This is a genomic window from Janthinobacterium sp. 344 (assembly GCF_900112025.1).
Taxonomy (GTDB): Bacteria; Pseudomonadota; Gammaproteobacteria; order Burkholderiales; family Burkholderiaceae_D; genus Janthinobacterium.
In genome coordinates, this window is the sequence record NZ_FOKL01000002.1 from 234,814 (window position 1) to 251,622 (window position 16,809).

16 protein-coding genes and 1 tRNA gene are annotated in these 16,809 nt (G+C 57.5%); all 17 read right to left on the minus strand.

Annotated features, from left to right (window positions below; translation table 11 throughout):
• Nucleotides 1–17: 17 nt before the first annotated feature.
• The 17 genes from epsI to BM193_RS07350 all read right to left on the minus strand — a co-directional run bounded on the left by epsI (nucleotide 18) and on the right by BM193_RS07350 (nucleotide 16,795).
• On the minus strand, nucleotides 18–701 hold the full coding sequence (epsI, locus tag BM193_RS07270; RefSeq protein WP_175533190.1) for an exosortase-associated protein EpsI, B-type: 684 nt from the start codon (nucleotides 699–701) through the stop codon (nucleotides 18–20).
• Entirely contained in the window at nucleotides 698–1,567 is an 870-nt protein-coding gene (gene xrtB, locus BM193_RS07275; RefSeq protein ID WP_254785993.1) for an exosortase B, read from the minus strand. The genes epsI and xrtB overlap by 4 nt, the downstream gene beginning before the upstream one ends.
• Before the next feature lie 41 nt (nucleotides 1,568–1,608).
• Nucleotides 1,609–2,487, minus strand: coding sequence for a chain length determinant protein tyrosine kinase EpsG (gene epsG / locus BM193_RS07280; protein WP_254785995.1), 879 nt, complete (start codon nucleotides 2,485–2,487; stop codon nucleotides 1,609–1,611).
• An 18-nt stretch (nucleotides 2,488–2,505) separates the two neighbouring features.
• On the minus strand, nucleotides 2,506–3,909 hold the full coding sequence (gene epsF, locus BM193_RS07285) for a chain length determinant protein EpsF (protein ID WP_092798465.1): 1,404 nt from the start codon (nucleotides 3,907–3,909) through the stop codon (nucleotides 2,506–2,508).
• Nucleotides 3,910–3,974: 65 nt separating this feature from the next.
• On the minus strand, nucleotides 3,975–4,763 hold the full coding sequence (epsE, locus tag BM193_RS07290; protein ID WP_175533191.1) for a polysaccharide export protein EpsE: 789 nt from the start codon (nucleotides 4,761–4,763) through the stop codon (nucleotides 3,975–3,977).
• Between the two features lie 46 nt (nucleotides 4,764–4,809).
• Nucleotides 4,810–5,796, minus strand: a complete 987-nt coding sequence (locus BM193_RS07295) for an EpsD family peptidyl-prolyl cis-trans isomerase (protein WP_254785932.1) — start codon at nucleotides 5,794–5,796, stop codon at nucleotides 4,810–4,812.
• A 614-nt stretch (nucleotides 5,797–6,410) separates the two neighbouring features.
• Entirely contained in the window at nucleotides 6,411–7,793 is a 1,383-nt protein-coding gene (locus BM193_RS07300) for an undecaprenyl-phosphate glucose phosphotransferase (protein ID WP_092798463.1), read from the minus strand.
• Between the two features lie 8 nt (nucleotides 7,794–7,801).
• The gene (gene epsL / locus BM193_RS07305) at nucleotides 7,802–9,073 is read right to left on the minus strand and encodes an XrtB/PEP-CTERM-associated polysaccharide biosynthesis outer membrane protein EpsL (RefSeq protein WP_254785934.1); all 1,272 of its coding nucleotides are present in this window, start codon (nucleotides 9,071–9,073) and stop codon (nucleotides 7,802–7,804) included.
• A gap of 40 nt (nucleotides 9,074–9,113) precedes the next feature.
• The gene (locus BM193_RS07310) at nucleotides 9,114–9,776 is read right to left on the minus strand and encodes a CAAX prenyl protease-related protein (protein WP_175533192.1); all 663 of its coding nucleotides are present in this window, start codon (nucleotides 9,774–9,776) and stop codon (nucleotides 9,114–9,116) included.
• A gap of 176 nt (nucleotides 9,777–9,952) precedes the next feature.
• A complete protein-coding gene (locus BM193_RS07315) occupies nucleotides 9,953–11,845 on the minus strand; it encodes an ATP-binding cassette domain-containing protein (RefSeq protein ID WP_092798460.1) in 1,893 nt (630 codons plus the stop codon).
• Between the two features lie 172 nt (nucleotides 11,846–12,017).
• A tRNA-Arg gene (locus BM193_RS07320) sits at nucleotides 12,018–12,092 on the minus strand.
• Between the two features lie 69 nt (nucleotides 12,093–12,161).
• Nucleotides 12,162–12,899, minus strand: coding sequence for a PEP_CTERM-anchored TLD domain-containing protein (locus tag BM193_RS07325; RefSeq protein ID WP_254785936.1), 738 nt, complete (start codon nucleotides 12,897–12,899; stop codon nucleotides 12,162–12,164).
• A gap of 120 nt (nucleotides 12,900–13,019) precedes the next feature.
• Nucleotides 13,020–13,412 (minus strand): RidA family protein, encoded by a 393-nt coding sequence (locus BM193_RS07330; protein ID WP_092798582.1) that lies wholly within the window; start codon nucleotides 13,410–13,412, stop codon nucleotides 13,020–13,022.
• A 35-nt stretch (nucleotides 13,413–13,447) separates the two neighbouring features.
• Nucleotides 13,448–14,599: an acyl-CoA dehydrogenase family protein gene (locus tag BM193_RS07335; RefSeq protein ID WP_092798459.1), complete on the minus strand. Its 1,152-nt coding sequence runs from the start codon at nucleotides 14,597–14,599 to the stop codon at nucleotides 13,448–13,450.
• Between the two features lies 1 nt (nucleotide 14,600).
• Complete coding sequence (locus tag BM193_RS07340; RefSeq protein WP_092798458.1) at nucleotides 14,601–15,455, minus strand: enoyl-CoA hydratase family protein; 855 nt, start codon at nucleotides 15,453–15,455, stop codon at nucleotides 14,601–14,603.
• A 10-nt stretch (nucleotides 15,456–15,465) separates the two neighbouring features.
• Nucleotides 15,466–15,987, minus strand: coding sequence for a MarR family winged helix-turn-helix transcriptional regulator (locus BM193_RS07345; RefSeq protein WP_092798457.1), 522 nt, complete (start codon nucleotides 15,985–15,987; stop codon nucleotides 15,466–15,468).
• 25 nt (nucleotides 15,988–16,012) lie between these two features.
• Nucleotides 16,013–16,795: an SDR family NAD(P)-dependent oxidoreductase gene (locus tag BM193_RS07350; RefSeq protein WP_254785938.1), complete on the minus strand. Its 783-nt coding sequence runs from the start codon at nucleotides 16,793–16,795 to the stop codon at nucleotides 16,013–16,015.
• Between the last annotated feature and the right edge of the window lie 14 nt (nucleotides 16,796–16,809).

The following is a 16,809-nucleotide window of genomic DNA, read 5'->3' on the forward strand; positions in this document are numbered from 1 at the left end:
GGTTGCGAGAGCGAGGCTTACTTCTTCTGCCCTGAAAAATGATAACGCGCATCAGGCTTCATGGACGCCAGCATGGCGCTGACAAACTGTTGCTGTAGTCGATATCCATGTTCCACATCGCCGGTGATATTGGAAACCCGCATCAAGGTGGCATCCGGGATTTCGCCGCGCAAGGCATACTTCAGCTTGACCTTCTTCATCTCCCATGAACTATCCACGGCCTTGTCGCCTACCACCACCCAATACGTAATGGGTTCATTGCGGCTGTTCATGCTTGCTACCAGTCGCGCAACAGGCACTTTGCCCACCGACGTATCGAGGCCGCCGCGCGTGGTCGCGCCAATGGCAAAACCCTGCCCGACATAACAACCTTCCGGGAAATGGACAGAAAGATTATCGCTCTGATCGGTGCCATACGCGATCGACAGCATGATCCGCTCGCCGTCCTTATTGACATAGGTCCGCGATAAGGTCTGTGCATAAATACGGGCAATCTCGGCAGCCGCAGTGGGATTGACAACTGCCGATACCTGCTCCCTATCTTCCTCCCAGTCGCCAAATTTGCTGGGGATTGCCTCTGCTAATACCATTGGCGGCCGACTGTCGGACAATTTGGTCGTCGGCGTCACCATTTTCGCCAAACCGCCCGACAACAACATGGCACCGCCCAGAATGCAACTTTGTAGCCAAGAGGTATTCATGCCGCTTCTCCGGTGGCGCCGCCATGGCGCGCAGCGCGCCATTTGACAAAACTCTGCAACAGCGAGTCGACCGCGATGATCAATATCAAGGCACTAATGAACAGCACCATTCCGGCAAAACCGTGCAAGAAACCTTGTCCTGCCGCGTCACCAAAATAATACGTAATCAACGTCAATGTCACGACCCGCGTCACGTTGGCAGTAAAAGAAATAGGAATAATGAGCAACGCCAGCATTGTGTTCCGGAAAACGGAAGTATGGCGCACGACGTTCAGGTAAAACAGGCCCAATGCCTCCAAGGTCAGCAGTGTTTGCAGTCCGGCACACGCATCGGCAACCAGTAATTGATATTGGCCAATTTGCAGGATGACGCCACTACGTGCGATCGGATAGCCAAGCATGAATAACAGACTTTCCGTTACATATGAAACTGCCATTTTCATCGGCATGGTCAGCGCCGCCACTATTGCACTGGGCAAGGGAATCATGAACAACATGAAGAAGAATGGGAACCACAACACGCGCACGGCGGCGCCTCCCGCCTTGACCAGCAAAATGGAAAGGCCCATCAAGACAAAGGAGCCAATTTCGAATGCGAGAATTTGTTGCGAACGACCGGCAATATAGAGCAGCAGCGCCAAGACGAACAATCCCCAGCCGACCTTGGAATTGCCAGCATGGGCTGCAGCCATGAATTCAGACCATTTGCGCGTAATGAGCCACAGCGACAGCACCAGAATAATCGGCCCGTGCGCCTGCTCTTCGGTAGACCAGATGCCGGTAAACAGATTGTAAAACGATGGCACCACAAGAAAGCCAAAGCCGATGACAATGGGCAGCAAATTGCGCAAGTTTGACGGTGTCATCAAACCACCAAAGCGCAAACCGCGCGGCGCTGAGCTACTCATTAGAAATCAACCACGACAGAACCGACCACCTGCGCGCCGCTTTGCGTCAGTTGTTCATTCATCACATCGATATCATTCAAGTGCGTATGGTTTTTGCGGACAACAAGCAATACGCCACCAGTGCGTGCCGCCAGCGCAAGGGCATCGGAACCGATCGAGAAGGCTGAGGCGTCGTACAGAACAACGTCATAGCTGCTTTCCAGTTGCGCATTAAGGCTGGCGAAAGCCGGCCGGCTCAGCATTTCCTGAGGATTCGGCGGCAAAGTGCCCGCGCCCAGGACCGACAGATCGACAAAGGACTCCACTTTTGTCACGCTATCCAGACCACCGCGTCCAGCCAGCACATCTGAGAGCCCCTGGCGGCCAGGAAGACTGAATATCTCATGCTGACGAGGAGTGCGCAGGTTGGCATCGACCAACAAGGTATGTTCACCCAACTGTGAAAAAACAATCGCCAGATTCGCGGCAAACAAGCTGGCACCATCCCCGGGATTTACGCCCAGTATCACCAGAGATTTACGTCCACGGGCAAACCAGCGCAGCATCAACTGGCTGCGAACGGCGCGTAATTTTTCAACTTGCGGGCTAAATGGCTGATATGCGGCGACAAGCTCGCTGGCATAGTTTGCCTCGCCCACTTGCAGATATGGATAGTCAAACTGGCGCGCCAGCACTTGCTGGATGTCGGCATCGGTAATCAAACCCAGACGTTGCGCTGCTTCGCCAAATCGGATTCCCAATTCCTTTTGCATGCGTAGGACACGTTCGGCATTTTCTGGCGTGATCTTGCCCGATTCCAGCAGCAAGCCCCCTATGCTGGAGTCGCGGCCAGGAGATACCGGGGTCGGCGCGGAAATCAAGTCAGCGGGATGATTCATATTATCTTCCATTTCAGTTCAGGCGCGGCGTCGTGAAAAAAAAGCATTGAGCAGACGGGGACGCCTTTTGGGCTGCGCCTTCCACTCAATCAGACCCAGTACGGGAATACCAAGAATGCCGGCCAGGTCGTTCTCGGAGCGCACGCGGCGGTCAAACATTTCAGCCAGCATGCAAAAACCCAGGCCTAACAGCGTTCCCAGGAAAATCGACAGGACGGTATTGAGCATGATGCGGGGACCTGATGGGGAAATAGGTGGGACCGCCGGATTGAGGACGGAAATATCCGATTGATCCGATTGTCCTTCAATCTTGGTCTGGGCGAAGCGCTGCGAGGTGGTATCGAAAGCCCGTTGTGCGTTCTCCACATCCTTGGCCAATACATTCATCTCATCGCGTGTCCGATTCAGTTCCAATACCTTGTCTTTCTGTGCTTGTAATGCTGCCCGAATTGCGGCTTCGCGCTGCTGAAATATCTGCGCATTATTACCCACACTGTTCGACGTCACCTGCAGCTGATCGCGCAAATCTGCACGCAATTTTTGCACTTCGGCCTGGGCACTTTGATATTGCGGATGATTTTGTCCGAGGCGCTGACCAACTTCCGCCAGCTTCGACTCGGCATTGCCAAGGCCGATCTTCAGATTCTGGATCAGTGGATTAGTCGACACATCAGGTGACTCGGCCGAACGCTGACCCTGTGCCATCTGCTGACGCGACGACGCCTCCATCGATTGGCCCTGGGCCGCAACCAGCTGTGCCGAAAGATCGTTAAGGCGATTCGACTCCACATCCAGGCGGTTGTCGACGCTGACAATGCCGTTTTCCTGCTGATACTTCGACAAGCGGCTTTGCGCTACTTCGACGTTATCTCGGAGCAATTTGGTTTGTTCGTTGAAATAGCTCGACGCTTTTTGCAGAGGCTCAACTTTCAACTTGATACTGGCGCGCTGATATTCGTCGGCAAATGCATTAGCCACAGCTGCAACGAATTGCGGGTCACTGCCCTTAAAACTGATTTCCACGACGCTGCTTTCACGCGATGGCACGATCTCGAGTTTCATCAGCAGCAAATCAGCCAGCCAATCGCGCACATTGCCGCGCCCTTGAGTTGCCTCGTTGAACTGAGCCACAACAGCCGGACTCTCTGCAAGCTTCAACTGATCAACTACGCGCAACGCAACATTTTTACTCGAGATGATATCGATTTGTGTCGCCATGTAACCAGGCAACAGCTGACCAGGCAAAGTCAGTCCGGTCAAAGGATCGACACCCTTATAGTTAAGCAACAAGGCACTTGAGGCTTTATAAGTTTTCGGCAACAGGAAGCTCACCACAATGGTGGTGCACACAACCACTATCAGAGTCGCCAGAAAAATTGTCTTGCGTGCACGCAAGATCAATAGAAATTGGTTGAAATTCATGCTAAAACTTTCATCAAGTAAAAGAAACCAGACAGCCGACCGTCAGACAGCCGGCAGCAGTTCAATTAGAACAAACTTTCTTTTACGTACACCACGTCGTCGACTTGCAACAAATCATCATGCTTGGCATCAATGATCTGCAGTTTGCCGGTCTCATCACGTCGTTTGATACGCGTGCCACGTTCCGTACCACGTTGCGTCAGTCCGCCGCCAACCGACAAAGCCTGCAATACTGTCATGGAGCGTTCCAGACGAAACGCGCCGGGGCGCTGAACTTCACCATAAATATAAAAGCGTGGCGCACGCTCGACATAAATCACGTCATTGCCCATCACATCCAGATCACGGGTGAAGTTGCCGATACGTACCATCTCCACTACATCCACCAGCTCCTTGGTGGTGGTGCCGCCGCGCTTGCGGATCAGGCTGATGGTGTCACCACCATCAGCGGCAATTCCGCCAGCCATCGCCAGCAGATCCATGACGCTACGTTTGCCTTCCACGGGATAGCGACCAGGGCGATTGACCTGCCCCAGCACTGAAACCTGCTGACTCTGCAACATGGTAACGATGATATTGACTTGTGCCTTGCGGAGAAAGCCCCCCCCTTCCAACAGGCCGCCGAGTTTTTTTTCAGCCGCAGACACGGACAGGCCACCCAGCGCCACATTACCGACCAAGGGGAAGGTAATTTCACCGGCTTCGCTCACGCGCGTTTCCAGCGCCAGGTCCGGGCTACCATATACCGAAATTTTCAGCACATCTCCGGCACCAAGCAGCACATCGGCAGCGCCAGCGAAACCAGCACTCAGAGCCATCAAGGCTGCCATTACCCACATCGCAAGTCGTTTCATGATTCGTTAATTTCCATAGTAAGTTGCAGGACAAGAATGCTACCGATTACTTCAAACCGGCAACGCCACGGTCATTCGCCTCGCTCGAACTCGTCGTTGGTGCTGGTGCTGGCGGCGCGACCGCCGGCGTTGACGCGCCCGGGGCCGACGCAGCGGAAGAAGCCGCAGCCTTGCTTCCTTGGCTCAGATATTCAATCTTTGCCGTCGACCTCAAACGCTTCAGCTCGGCATCACCTGCATCCTTGCTTTTCTTATTAAAAAGAAATTGTTCAATTTGTGGTGCCGCCTGCGCCAGCGTGGCCGGAACATCTTTGACATCGGCCAATGCGATGAGCAGGGTACGATCGCCTTCACGGATAATAAAAAGCTGGCCTTTTGGCATGGACAACAACTTGCCGCTCAACTCTGGCGCCAGATCGGCGCTGGTACGCGATAACTGAGTGCGAACGTACTTCACACTGTTGGCGTCGAGCCAACTGGCCACGTCTTCCAAAGACTTGGCGCCATCCATCTCCGCCTTCAGCTTTTCATTCATGTCGGAAGTGGCAATGACCAATTCCCGCATATCAAATTGCTTGCGCTGCGAAAAAAACTGCGGATTTTTATTAAAATAGTCTTCGATCTCTTCCTTGCTAGGGCGGGGAATGGTGCCTATTTTCTTTTGCATGTAAGCTTGCGCCACGATCAGAGCTTTTGCCCTCTCAATTGCCTGCATAACCTTCGGATCACGATCCGTCTTGTCCTTGGCCGCCTCGGCTGCCAGCAATTGCCGGTCAATCAACGCCTCCAGTAATTGCTTGGTGGCCGCCTCTTGCTGCGCAGCAGACACATTAGCGCGCTGCAACTCCTCATTTAGTTGCAACACCGTAATCTCCTCACCATTGACGCTAGCTAAAGCTTGACCAGCCTTTTTTTCCTTGTTACCACAGGCCGACAATCCGGCAACGGCCAGCAGCACGATGGCAGCACACACCAAGCGGGAACGAACAACCGAATTGATGGTGGTGAAATGAGAGGTATGGAATTGGTTCAAGGGTACTCCTTCGGTTTCATAGAGGAAATCACTGTGTCCATGTCAGACCAATATCATGCATATCAAAAAAACCACAATATTGTCAAAAACAGTAGATTCCAGCGAAATTATGGGGCCTAGTCAAATGCTTGTCAATATTATAAATATGATACACAAAATGAAAGAGGACAAGGGAAATATTTGCTTAAAAATCTATTAAGAAGGATTAAATACAACTATTTCCATACGATTGGTGATGAAAAATACAACTTTTCGTCACTTTCCTCATTGATCAACTTCGCTATCGCACATGCAGTTATCACACAGCATCTGATTCCCGCTACTGACTATTACGGACCTTTGATGCCATTAAAAATGACGTGATATCACGATATAAAAACGCAAGTTAAAGGGCATTGGACAACAGCCGAGATGCTTCGCCAGGCGATACTACCAGCGATGGGGCTCAAGCATCAGCAAAACGTGTCCTTGCCTGCGGTGCGACCCTGCTGCCAGCTGCCAGCTGCCTGAGGCGTACTTGCCGTCATCCCACGTGTAGAGACCGGACATCTTCATTTTATCGCGGATTGTTTGAATAAAAGTAAACTCATGCAATCTACCGGGCATCGCGTGCGTCAATGCGCATTGTCGCGTTTCAAGACCACTTTCACCGTTCGCATGATGATCCACAAATCCAACCATAACGACCAATTACGCAGATAGTCGAGGTCAAAATGGATGCGTGCCTCCATTTTGTCCAACGTTTCCGTCTCGCCACGCAGACCGTTCACCTGTGCCCATCCCGTGATACCAGGTTTGACCTTATGGCGCAGCATGTAGCCCTTGATCAACTTACGATACTGTTCGTTATGCGCCACCGCATGGGGACGCGGGCCAACGATACTCATGCGCCCCTGCAGTACATTAATAAATTGTGGCAATTCGTCAAGCGAACTCCTACGTAAAAAACCACCGATGCGCGTGACCCGCTGATCATTCTTGGTCGCTTGGGTCACCGTCGCCCCATCCTCGCTAACCGTCATGGAACGGAATTTATACACAATGATCTCCTCGCCATACAACCCGTAGCGGCGCTGGCGGAAAATCACGGGGCCCTTCGACGTCATCTTGACGGCGATGGCAATGACCAGCATCACTGGCAACAACATGATCTGTATCAGCAGGCCCAGCACGATATCGCTGCCGCGCTTGACCATGCTGTTAAAACCCGTGAACGGCGATTCACGGATGGCGATGACCGGCATGCCGCCCACGTTGTCGAAACGCGCCTGCATCAGGTCGAAGATATAGATATCTGGCAGGAAATACACGGACGCTGTCGTATCCTGCAATTCATCGAGCATCTTGCGGATGCGCGGCTGGGCAGAAATGGGCTGGCTGATGAATATCATCTTGATATTGTGCTCGCGCACGTATGCAGCGATATCTGCCATCTTGCCCAGCATCGGTTCGCGCATTTTCTCGGGCCAGCGGTCATCGGTACGGTCATCAAAGAATCCCCGCACGCTCATGAACAGATTCGGATTGCGCTCCACGGTCCCGGCAAACTTCAGGCTCGCATCATTGGCGCCAATGATAACGACCGAACGCACTTCACTATCGCGGCCGGGATCGGCTACCATGCGCCGCGCGGCGAGGTGGCTGAGCAGCAATATAAATGGCGTGAGCAAGAACCACGCCAGCACCAGCTCGCGGTCAAAATGAAACGTCAATCCTGTCGCCGAGCCAAGAAAGATCAGGATCAGGGCCGTGATGGTCCAGCTGACAAAGACATCGCGGGCATAGGCCAGCATGCGGCCGCTGCGCCACGTACGGTAGGGGTCGACATACTGGAATACCGACGATGAAATAAAAAACGCCAGGATCATCAGCACCAGCGAATATCCGGTGAAAGGCGAACCCGACAAAACCGACAGCAGGTACAGCGTACCCATGATGATCAATGGGTCGAGTATGCGTTGGAAAAACGAAATCAGGGGTATATCATTAACCGTCATGATGCTCTTCAGAACTGTGCACTTGCACTAAAGGAAAGGCCTTTAGCCCGGTAACTACCTGTGTTGATAATGGGGGCGCCATTACGCGAGTTGTGAAAAGCATTGACGCCAAGCTGTATGTTGGGACGCGGCGCATAAGTCACACCTAAAGAGGCTGAACGCGTCGTGTCGTTGACGTCGCGTGGCAGCACCAAGCCATGGGCTGCGGAAAAGTCGCGTTTTTCATGGCGCAGCTGCGCATCCACACGCACCTTGGCTGAAACATCCCAGGCCGTCGCAATGCTGGCGCCGTTATTCAGGCTGCTCGAAATCAGGGAATTCTCTACCGAGGCGAACTCGTGCCACAGACTACCCGTAAACCGCACTTTCCCCAGCGGCGCCCAATACACAATCAGGCGTCCATTGGCCCCGCTGGCATCGCGACCAGAAAACAATTCATTCTTGCGCTTGACCCAGCCAGCCAGCAATTGCGCCTGCGTGATGCCACTGAAGCGCCAATAAATATTGGCCTTGATCTCGTCCTGCTCATAACCTTGCTCGATGCCAAATGCCGCCAGGTTGGCGCGGTTTGGATAGCGCCCTTTCACATGACGCAACTGTACGCCGATACGACTCTCACTGGCCGGCAAGTAATCGAGGCCGAGTTCTGTCGCATCTTCTTGGCGATTGGAAATGCTTTGAGCAATGGAGTCATAAGAATAGCGTTCCCGTGAGTAGCCGCCCCGCACCCGCCAGCTGGGATGAAAGCGCCATCCGCCATTCGCATATTCACGCCGGACCACGCGCAAATTCCGATCCGTCGTCTGCAAATCGCTAAACGGTGTCAAAGTCTGCCCATAACTGACACCCACATGGCCGTCCAGGTGATTGGCGATATGCCATTCCAGATCCGCCAAAAAATCCTTGCCATTGTAATCGAGCTGGTCAAAATGGTCGAAGTACACGCGCGACCATTTTGCCTGCCCTGTCAGCACCTGCCGTCCAATCGGACGATTGAACAGGAAGCCAGCCTGCACTTGGCGCGAAGTATCCGAACGCTGACCATTAAAACCGGGAGAATTATCGTCAAGCCTGAACAAGTTGTCATCATACGAGTACGAGGTCGAAACAAACGGCGATATCGTATCGCTGAACGCTGCGGCTGCAGGCAGACTCAATGTCGCACCGCCAGCGAACAGCATGGACACCGGCAAGGAGCGAACCACTGCCTGCGCCAGGCGAGCCGGCTTAAGGACAGATCCCGACCGCGGGTGAAAGTGTTTACGCAGGGAATTCAACATGGGCATTGTCTTTGAAAGAGCAAACAGTTAGTTGGCAATATTACCAGTAAGTCCAGTGTCCTCCGGAAACAATCCAGAGGCCCAGCACGCCATTTGTCACGCCATGCGCCAGGATGGCCGACCACAAGTTCTGGCTGCGCATGTACAGCAGGCTGTACGCGGCGCCGGCAACGATGCCTGCCAGCCACAAGTTGTGTTCAAAACCAAACAATACCACGCTGACAACAAAAGCCTTGGCACTGACCAGGCGCGGATTGAATCTCAGGAAATCTTGAGCGTCGATCCAGCGCAGCAGAAAGGAGCGCCAGAACAGCTCTTCCATCACGGGCACCACCAGGGCCGCGCCGGCGATGCGCAGCACCACCAGGCTCCATTCGATCCGGCCGTCATTGCGCGGGTCGAAGCCGTCTGCGCTGCCGATCGTCATCCAGCTGGCACCGAGGTTGATCCACAGCAGAAAAACAACAAGCCCGGCAGCCAGCGCCTCGGCCATGGCGCGCGCACCGAGCGGCGTCCACGCCAGTTCCGTGTAAGTGCGGCGCCAGTACCACAGCATGCCCAGCACGACGCCGATCTTGACGGCATACAGCCAGCGCAGCTCCTGCGCGGCAAAGCCCGCACGGCCCAGCATGTCGGCGACGAAGATAAAGGAGAGATAGGCCAGGAATGGCGCTACCCGGGGCAAGGCGGCACGGTCAAACATCGTGCGCCACACCCAGGATGGACTGGCGCGCCGGACGCCTTGGCCCGGATCGCGTGTTTTTGATAACAAACATGCATCTCCCGATGTAAAAAATATAATTATATAATTATATCAAGCCGAACCGTTGCCGTGGCAAGTAATCCTAACTTAATTACAACAGGAGATGGGGAAAACAATCAACCGTTGGCGCGCGCCTCGATCTGTTCCCACTTTTCCAACGCTTCCAGCAGTTCGCTTTCGATCTCTGCCACGCGGGCGTTCAGGCGCTTGCCTTCGGCTGGCGTCTTCTTGTAGAAGTCCGGGTGCGACAGCTCGGCCGCCAGCACCGATTGCTCGTCTTCCAGCTTGGCGATCAGCTTCGGCAACTCTTCCAGCTCGCGCTGCTCCTTGTAGCTGAGCTTTTTCTGCTTGGCGGCCGGCGCGGCCACTTCGACCTTGACGGCGGGCTTGCTGGCCGGTGCCGTGGCGATCGGCAAGGTGCGTACGCGTTCCCAGTCCGTGTAGCCGCCGACGAATTCGCGCCACTTGCCCTCGCCTTCGGCAACGATCACCTGCGTGACGACGTTGTCGAGGAAGGTGCGGTCATGGCTGACCAGGAACACGGTGCCGGTGTATTCTTCCAGCAACTCTTCCAGCAATTCCAGGGTATCGATATCCAAGTCATTCGTCGGCTCATCGAGCACCAGCACGTTGGCCGGCTTGGCGAACAGACGCGCCAGCAGCAAACGGTTGCGCTCGCCGCCGGACAGCGACTTGACGGGCGAACGGGCGCGTTCCGGCGCGAACAGGAAGTCGTTCAGATACGTCATCACGTGGCGGCGCTGGCCGTTGATTTCGACCCAGTCGCTGCCCGGCGCGATGGTTTCCATCAGGTTCGCCTCTTCATTCAGCTGCGTGCGCATCTGGTCGAAGTACGCCACCTGCAGCTTGGTGCCCAGGCGGATGGTGCCCGTGTCCGACTGCTCTTCGCCGAGGATCATCTTCAGCAAGGTGGTCTTGCCGGCGCCGTTGGCGCCGATCAGGCCGACCTTGTCGCCGCGCAGGATGGTGGCGCTGAAGTCCTTGACGATGACCTTGTCGCCGTAGATCTTCGAGACGTTTTCCAGGTCCGCCACGATCTTGCCCGAGCGTTCGCCAGCCGACACGTCCAGTTTCACTTGGCCCTGCTGTTCGCGGCGCGCATTGCGCGTCAGGCGCAGCGCTTCCAGGCGGCGCACGCGGCCTTCGTCGCGCACGCGGCGCGCCTTGACGCCCTTGCGTATCCACACTTCTTCCTGCGCCAGGAACTTGTCGAACTTGGCGTTTTCCACTTCCTCGATTTCCAGCTGCTCCGCCTTGCGCACCTGATAGGCCGTGAAGTTGCCCGGATACGACAGCAAGCGGCCGCGGTCCAGTTCGATGATGCGCGTGGCAACGTTGTCGAGGAAGGAGCGGTCATGGGTAATGAACAGCACGCTACCCTTGAAGTCGCGCAGCAAGCCTTCCAGCCACAGGATGGAGCTGAAATCCAGATGGTTGGTCGGTTCATCGAGCAGCAGCACGTCGGGTGCCGACACCAGCGCGCGCGCCAGCGCCACGCGCTTCTGCATCCCGCCGGACAGGGTTTTCATGGCCATATCGCCCGTCAGGTTCAAACGGTCGAGCACGGTTTCCACCTTGTTCGGCAAGCTCCACGCATCGGCCGCATCGAGTTTGACCTGGATGTCGTGCATGCGTTCCATCAGCTCGTCGTCATTGCCCTGGCCAAACTGGCCCGTCAGCGCATCGTATTCCTTCAGCCACGCCTGCGATTCGCCCATGCCGGAGGCGACGGCATCGAACACGGACATCTCCGGATCGAATTGCGGTTCCTGTTCCACGTAGGCGATCTTGATGCCTTGCTGCATGACCAGCAAGCCGTCATCGAGCTTGAACTTGCCCGAAATAACCTTCAACAGCGACGATTTACCCGTGCCGTTGCGGCCGATCAAGCCGACCCGTTCCGAGGTTTCCAGTGAAAATTCCGCGTGATCGAGCAGCGCGACGTGACCGAACGCAAGTTGCGCCGATGAAAGAGAAATGACAGCCATAATGAGTAAGAGTGCTCGGGCGCCGTCTCGCGCACACCGCGTGGTGTGCAAAACAGCCGCCGATTGGATGAATGAAGCACGCATTGTACCGATAACTCGGACTTCAATCGCCATCGACCGGTAACTACCGCCTGGATGATCACAGGCTGCCGACGCGCGTTGCGTGGAAACGTGGTGTCGCCAGCAGGAATCGAACCTGCATTTAAGTCTTAGGAGGACCTTGTACTATCCATTGTACGATGGCGACACGCGCAGCGGCATTATACAGGCTGGCGCCCGCCATGGACAGTCTGGCAGGTGGCACTGTTATGACAGCTCAGGCCAGAGTGGCGCGACGCTTGTACAGGCGCGAAGCGGCCAGCATACACAGTCCGGCTAGCAAGAGCGCATAGGTCGCAGGTTCGGGCACGACGCCGATCGTGAAAATCTGCAGCGCACCATAAGTGACGTCGGGCTTGCTGTACTGCGAGCCATCGAGCAGGCTTTCACCGAAGCCCCCCTTGACGGGATCAATGTAAGAATACATATTCGAGTAGCCAGCAGAGCTGAGATTGCCCGAAACGAACAGGTCATGTCCATAACCAAAAACCGGACCATACTCGGCGCCATTATAAGTTTGGTAAGCACCTACCATATCGATCGCATAGCCACGCGGTGTCTGCGGTCGGATCACCCCACTAGTGAGATTAAAGATGAACGCCGTGCGCTGACTGTTATCAGATGACATGTTGTAGCTGCCGCTTGAATTCCAGCTTTGCGGATTGTAGCCACCAACAATCCAAGTTTGCCCCGAGGCATTCGTGGCTTCCATGATGGAAAACGTGCGCCCCTTGCCATCGGAGGCCTTGTGGAAATCGAGCGAGGTGTCGCCCGCCGCCTTGCTGTAGATATTCGTCAGCGCCAGACGGCCTTCGCCAAGCCAGCTTTCCAGTTGCGTTTGATAGCCGGGAGAGAGTAGCGACGTGCCGGTTCCGGCCTGCGCGCCCAGGCAAACACCCATACCGGCCACGGCCAGCACCACACTTCTTACCGCCTTTAAATTATTGTGCATCATCTGCCTCGACTGTCAGTATTTGAAGCCGGCGTATTTTCCGGTTGCCAAATATAACATAGCAGATATTGTTTTTATATTTTTTATTTTAGCGCAAAAAAATATAATTTCGACAAAAATAATTCATTCAGGCAACACAGCGGTCACTTCAATCTCCACCCTCGCCCTGTCCTCGATCAGCCCCGCCACCTGCACCGCCGTCATGGCCGGGAAATGCTTGCCGATGATGTCCCGATAGGCCACGCCGATGTGTGGATATGCCGCCACATATTCCTTCTTGTCCAGCACATACCAGTTCATGCGCACGATGTGTTCGGGCAAGGCGCCCGCCTCGGCCAGTACGGCGACGATGTTTTGCAGCGCCTGGCGCGCCTGGCCGGCGAAATCGTCCGTGTGGAATTGTCCCTGCGCGTCCCAGCCGATCATGCCGCTGACGAATACCGTGCGTCCGCTGGCGGCGATGCCATTCGCGTAGCCGCGCGGCCGGGCCCATCCTGCTGGTTGCAGCACTTGCATCGTGTTCTCCTCGTTGTTCATGTGGTTCATGCCGTTCATGCGCTGCCCGCCTCGCGCAGCAGTTCGCGCGCGATGATCAGCTGCTGTACTTCGCTGGCGCCCTCATAAATGCGCAGCGCGCGGATTTCGCGGTACAGGCGCTCGACCGGGTGGTCGCTGACGACGCCCAGGCCGCCAAACATCTGCACGGCCGCGTCGATCACCTGCTGCGCCGTTTCCGTCGCCGTCAGCTTGGCCATGGCCGCTTCCTTCGTCACCTTGCGGCCCTGGTCGCGCTGCCAGGCGGCGCGGTAGGTCAGCAGCGCGGCCGCGTCAATGCCGGTGGCCATCTGCGCCAATTTTGCCTGCGTCAGCTGGAAGTCCGCCAGCGTCTGGCCGAACATCTGGCGCGCCATGGCGTGGCGCAGCGCCTCGTCGTAGGCACGGCGCGCAAAGCCCAGGGCGGCGGCCGCCACCGAGGTGCGAAAGACGTCCAGCGTGGCCATCGCCACCTTGAAACCCTGCCCCGCTACGCCCAGGCGCTGCGAGACCGGGACGCGGCACTGATTGAAACGCAGGCGCGCCAGCGGATGCGGGGCGATGACGGCGATGCGCTCGGCGATTTCGAGACCCGGATTGTCCGCGTCGACGATGAAGGCGCTGAGGCCGCGCGCGCCCGGCGCCTCGCCCGTACGCGCGAACACCACGTAAAAGTCGGCGATGCCGCCGTTCGAGATCCACGTCTTTTCACCGTCGAGCACATAGTCGTCGCCATCGCGGCGCGCGGCGCACTGCATCGCCGCCACGTCGGACCCCGCCTGTGGCTCGGACAGGGCAAACGCGGCGATGCGCTTGCCGCTGGCCACGTCCGGCAGGTAGCGCGCCTTGTTGTCCGCGCTGCCGAACAGGCCGATGGCGCCCGAGCCCAGGCCCTGCATGGCAAAGGCGAAATCGGCCAGGCCCTCGTGGCGCGCCAGCGTTTCGCGGATCAGGCAAATGGCCCGCGTGTCGACGTGGCCATCGGCGCTCGTGGCGTGCGCCAGCCAGCCGCCCTGCCCCAATTGCGCCACCAGCGCGCGGCATGCCGCGTCGACATCGCCGCCGTGCGCGGCGCCCAGGTACCGCGTGGCCCACGCATCAAGCTCGCCCTCAAGTTCCCCATGGCGCGCCTCGAAAAACGGCCAGTCCAGATAGCTGGTATCACGCATCTTAGTTACCCTCGAACTGCGGTGCTTCCTTCGCCACGAAGGCGTGGTAGGCACGGTGGAAATCGTTGGTGGCCATGCAAATGGCCTGCGCCTGCGCCTCCGCCTCGATGGCTTCATCGACGCCCATGTTCCACTCCTGCTGCAGCATTTTCTTCGTCATGCCGTGCGCGAACGTGGGGCCGCTGGCCAGGCCGGCGGCGAACAGCCGCGCCGCCTCGGCCAGCTCCTCCGGCTCGACCAGGCGGTTCAGAAAGCCCCAGCGTTCGGCCTCGGCACCAGCCAGGGAGCGGCCCGTGTACAGCAGTTCGGCGGCGCGGCCCTGGCCGATCACGCGCGGCAGCAGGGCGCAGGCGCCCATGTCGCAGCCGGCCAGGCCCACGCGGGTAAACAGAAAGGCCGTCTTGCTGCGCGCCGTGCCGATGCGGATGTCGGACGCCAGCGCCAGCATGGCGCCGGCGCCCGCGCATATGCCGTCGATGGCGGCGACGATGGGCTGCGGGCAGGCGCGCATGGCTTTCACCACGTCGCCCGTCATGCGCGTAAACGCCAGCAGCCCGGGCATGTCGAGCTGCGTCAGGGGGCCGATGATGTCGTGCACGTCGCCGCCCGAGCAGAAGTTGCCACCGCTGCCGGTGATGACCATCGCCTTGACATCGTCCGCATGCGCCAGCGCGCGAAACAGCTCGCGCAGCTCCGCATACGAATCGAAGGTGAGCGGATTCTTGCGCTCGGGCCGGTGCAAGGTCAAGGTGGCGACGCCGCCTTCGACGGAAAACAGAAAATGCCGCGCGGCGTAGCCCGCCAGGCTGGCGCGGTTGCCTGGCAGGTCTTGCGGCTGGCCGGGAAGATGACGCATGGTGCTTCCTTTATTTATCGATGGTGTCACGATCGTGTTCATTCAAGTGCTGCTTCATCTGCGACAGCAGATCGATCAACTGGGTTTTCTCTTCCGGTGCCACGCCTTGCAGCAGTTCCGTGATCCAGCCTTCGTGCACCTTGGCCATCTCGTCAAACGCGCGCCGGCCGGCCGGCGTCAGCTTGACGCTGTACGAGCGTCGGTCCTTCGGGTCGACCACGCGCGCCACCAGTTTTTCCTGCTCCAGCTGGTCGGTGATGCCCGTGATATTGCCGCCCGTGACCATCATGCGCTTGGACAGTTCGCCCATGCGCAAGCCGTCGGGAAATCGTTCAAGCTGCGCCATCAAGTCGAAGCGCGGCAAGGTGATGCCAAAGGTGGCGCGCAAGCGCGTGCGCACCTCGTTCTCGATTTTCACCGTGCACGACAGCATGCGCAGCCACAGCTTGAGCGACTGGTGATGGTCTTGCGTGAGCCGGCTGGCCAGGTCCAGCACCGGCTGTTCTTGCGCATCAGCGCTGTCTTTATCCATGATCTTCCGTAGTTGCTTCAGTCAGTTACATCACTTCGCCGCCGGCGACGGCGATCGATTGTCCATTCATGGCCGACGACGCGGGCAGGCATAGCCACGCCACCGCATCGGCCACCTCTTGCGCCTGCACCAGGCGCTGCTGCGGATTGGCCGCCGCCAGTTCCGCGCGCGCCGCGTCTTCGCTGCGGCCCGTCTTGCGCACGATATTCTGCACGGCCTGCGCCACCATCTGCGTTTCCGTGTAGCCGGGGCAGACGGCGTTGACGGTCACGCCGCGCGGCGCCACTTCCAGCGCCAGTGCCCGCGTCAGGCCGATCACGCCATGCTTGGCGGCGACATAGGCGCTGACATAACGATAGCCTTTCAAGCCCGCCGTCGACGCCACGTTGACGATGCGCCCCCAGCCCGCTTCCAGCATGCCCGGCATGGCCGCCTGGCAGCAGTGGAACACGCCTGTCAGGTTCACGGCCAGCATCTGCTGCCAGATGGCCGCATCCGTCTTGCAAAATGGCGCCGCATGCGCCTGGCCCGCGTTATTGACGAGGATATCGATGCGGCCGAAATGCGCGGCCGCCTGCGCGAAGCCCGCCTGCACGGACGCTTCCACGCTCACGTCGAGCACGCAGATGGCGACCCTGCCCGCGTGGCCCTGTTCTTCCAGCTGCAGCCGCGCGCGGGCCAGGCGCGCGCCATCGCGCCCGGCCAGGGTGACTCTGGCGCCCGCGTCCAGCAAGGCGCCCGCACAGGCGAGCCCGATGCCGCTGCCGGCCCCCGTCACCAGCGCATGTTTTGCTGCTGATGCGTCCATCAATGCTTCCTTGT

What these genes read in the sequence shown, in the direction of transcription:
- epsI (WP_175533190.1), bottom strand. Translation starts at nt 701, where the DNA reads ATGAATACCTCTTGGCTACAAAGTTGCATTCTGGGCGGTGCCATGTTG.
- BM193_RS07345 (WP_092798457.1), bottom strand. Translation starts at nt 15,987, where the DNA reads ATGGATAAAGACAGCGCTGATGCGCAAGAACAGCCGGTGCTGGACCTG.
- BM193_RS07330 (WP_092798582.1), bottom strand. Translation starts at nt 13,412, where the DNA reads ATGCAAGTGCTGCAACCAGCAGGATGGGCCCGGCCGCGCGGCTACGCG.
- epsG (WP_254785995.1), bottom strand. Translation starts at nt 2,487, where the DNA reads ATGAATCATCCCGCTGACTTGATTTCCGCGCCGACCCCGGTATCTCCT.
- epsF (WP_092798465.1), bottom strand. Translation starts at nt 3,909, where the DNA reads ATGAATTTCAACCAATTTCTATTGATCTTGCGTGCACGCAAGACAATT.
- BM193_RS07310 (WP_175533192.1), bottom strand. Translation starts at nt 9,776, where the DNA reads ATGTTTGACCGTGCCGCCTTGCCCCGGGTAGCGCCATTCCTGGCCTAT.
- BM193_RS07315 (WP_092798460.1), bottom strand. Translation starts at nt 11,845, where the DNA reads ATGGCTGTCATTTCTCTTTCATCGGCGCAACTTGCGTTCGGTCACGTC.
- BM193_RS07300 (WP_092798463.1), bottom strand. Translation starts at nt 7,793, where the DNA reads ATGACGGTTAATGATATACCCCTGATTTCGTTTTTCCAACGCATACTC.
- epsE (WP_175533191.1), bottom strand. Translation starts at nt 4,763, where the DNA reads ATGAAACGACTTGCGATGTGGGTAATGGCAGCCTTGATGGCTCTGAGT.
- epsL (WP_254785934.1), bottom strand. Translation starts at nt 9,073, where the DNA reads ATGTTGAATTCCCTGCGTAAACACTTTCACCCGCGGTCGGGATCTGTC.
- BM193_RS07340 (WP_092798458.1), bottom strand. Translation starts at nt 15,455, where the DNA reads ATGCGTCATCTTCCCGGCCAGCCGCAAGACCTGCCAGGCAACCGCGCC.
- BM193_RS07350 (WP_254785938.1), bottom strand. Translation starts at nt 16,795, where the DNA reads ATGGACGCATCAGCAGCAAAACATGCGCTGGTGACGGGGGCCGGCAGC.
- BM193_RS07335 (WP_092798459.1), bottom strand. Translation starts at nt 14,599, where the DNA reads ATGCGTGATACCAGCTATCTGGACTGGCCGTTTTTCGAGGCGCGCCAT.
- xrtB (WP_254785993.1), bottom strand. Translation starts at nt 1,567, where the DNA reads ATGACACCGTCAAACTTGCGCAATTTGCTGCCCATTGTCATCGGCTTT.
- BM193_RS07325 (WP_254785936.1), bottom strand. Translation starts at nt 12,899, where the DNA reads ATGATGCACAATAATTTAAAGGCGGTAAGAAGTGTGGTGCTGGCCGTG.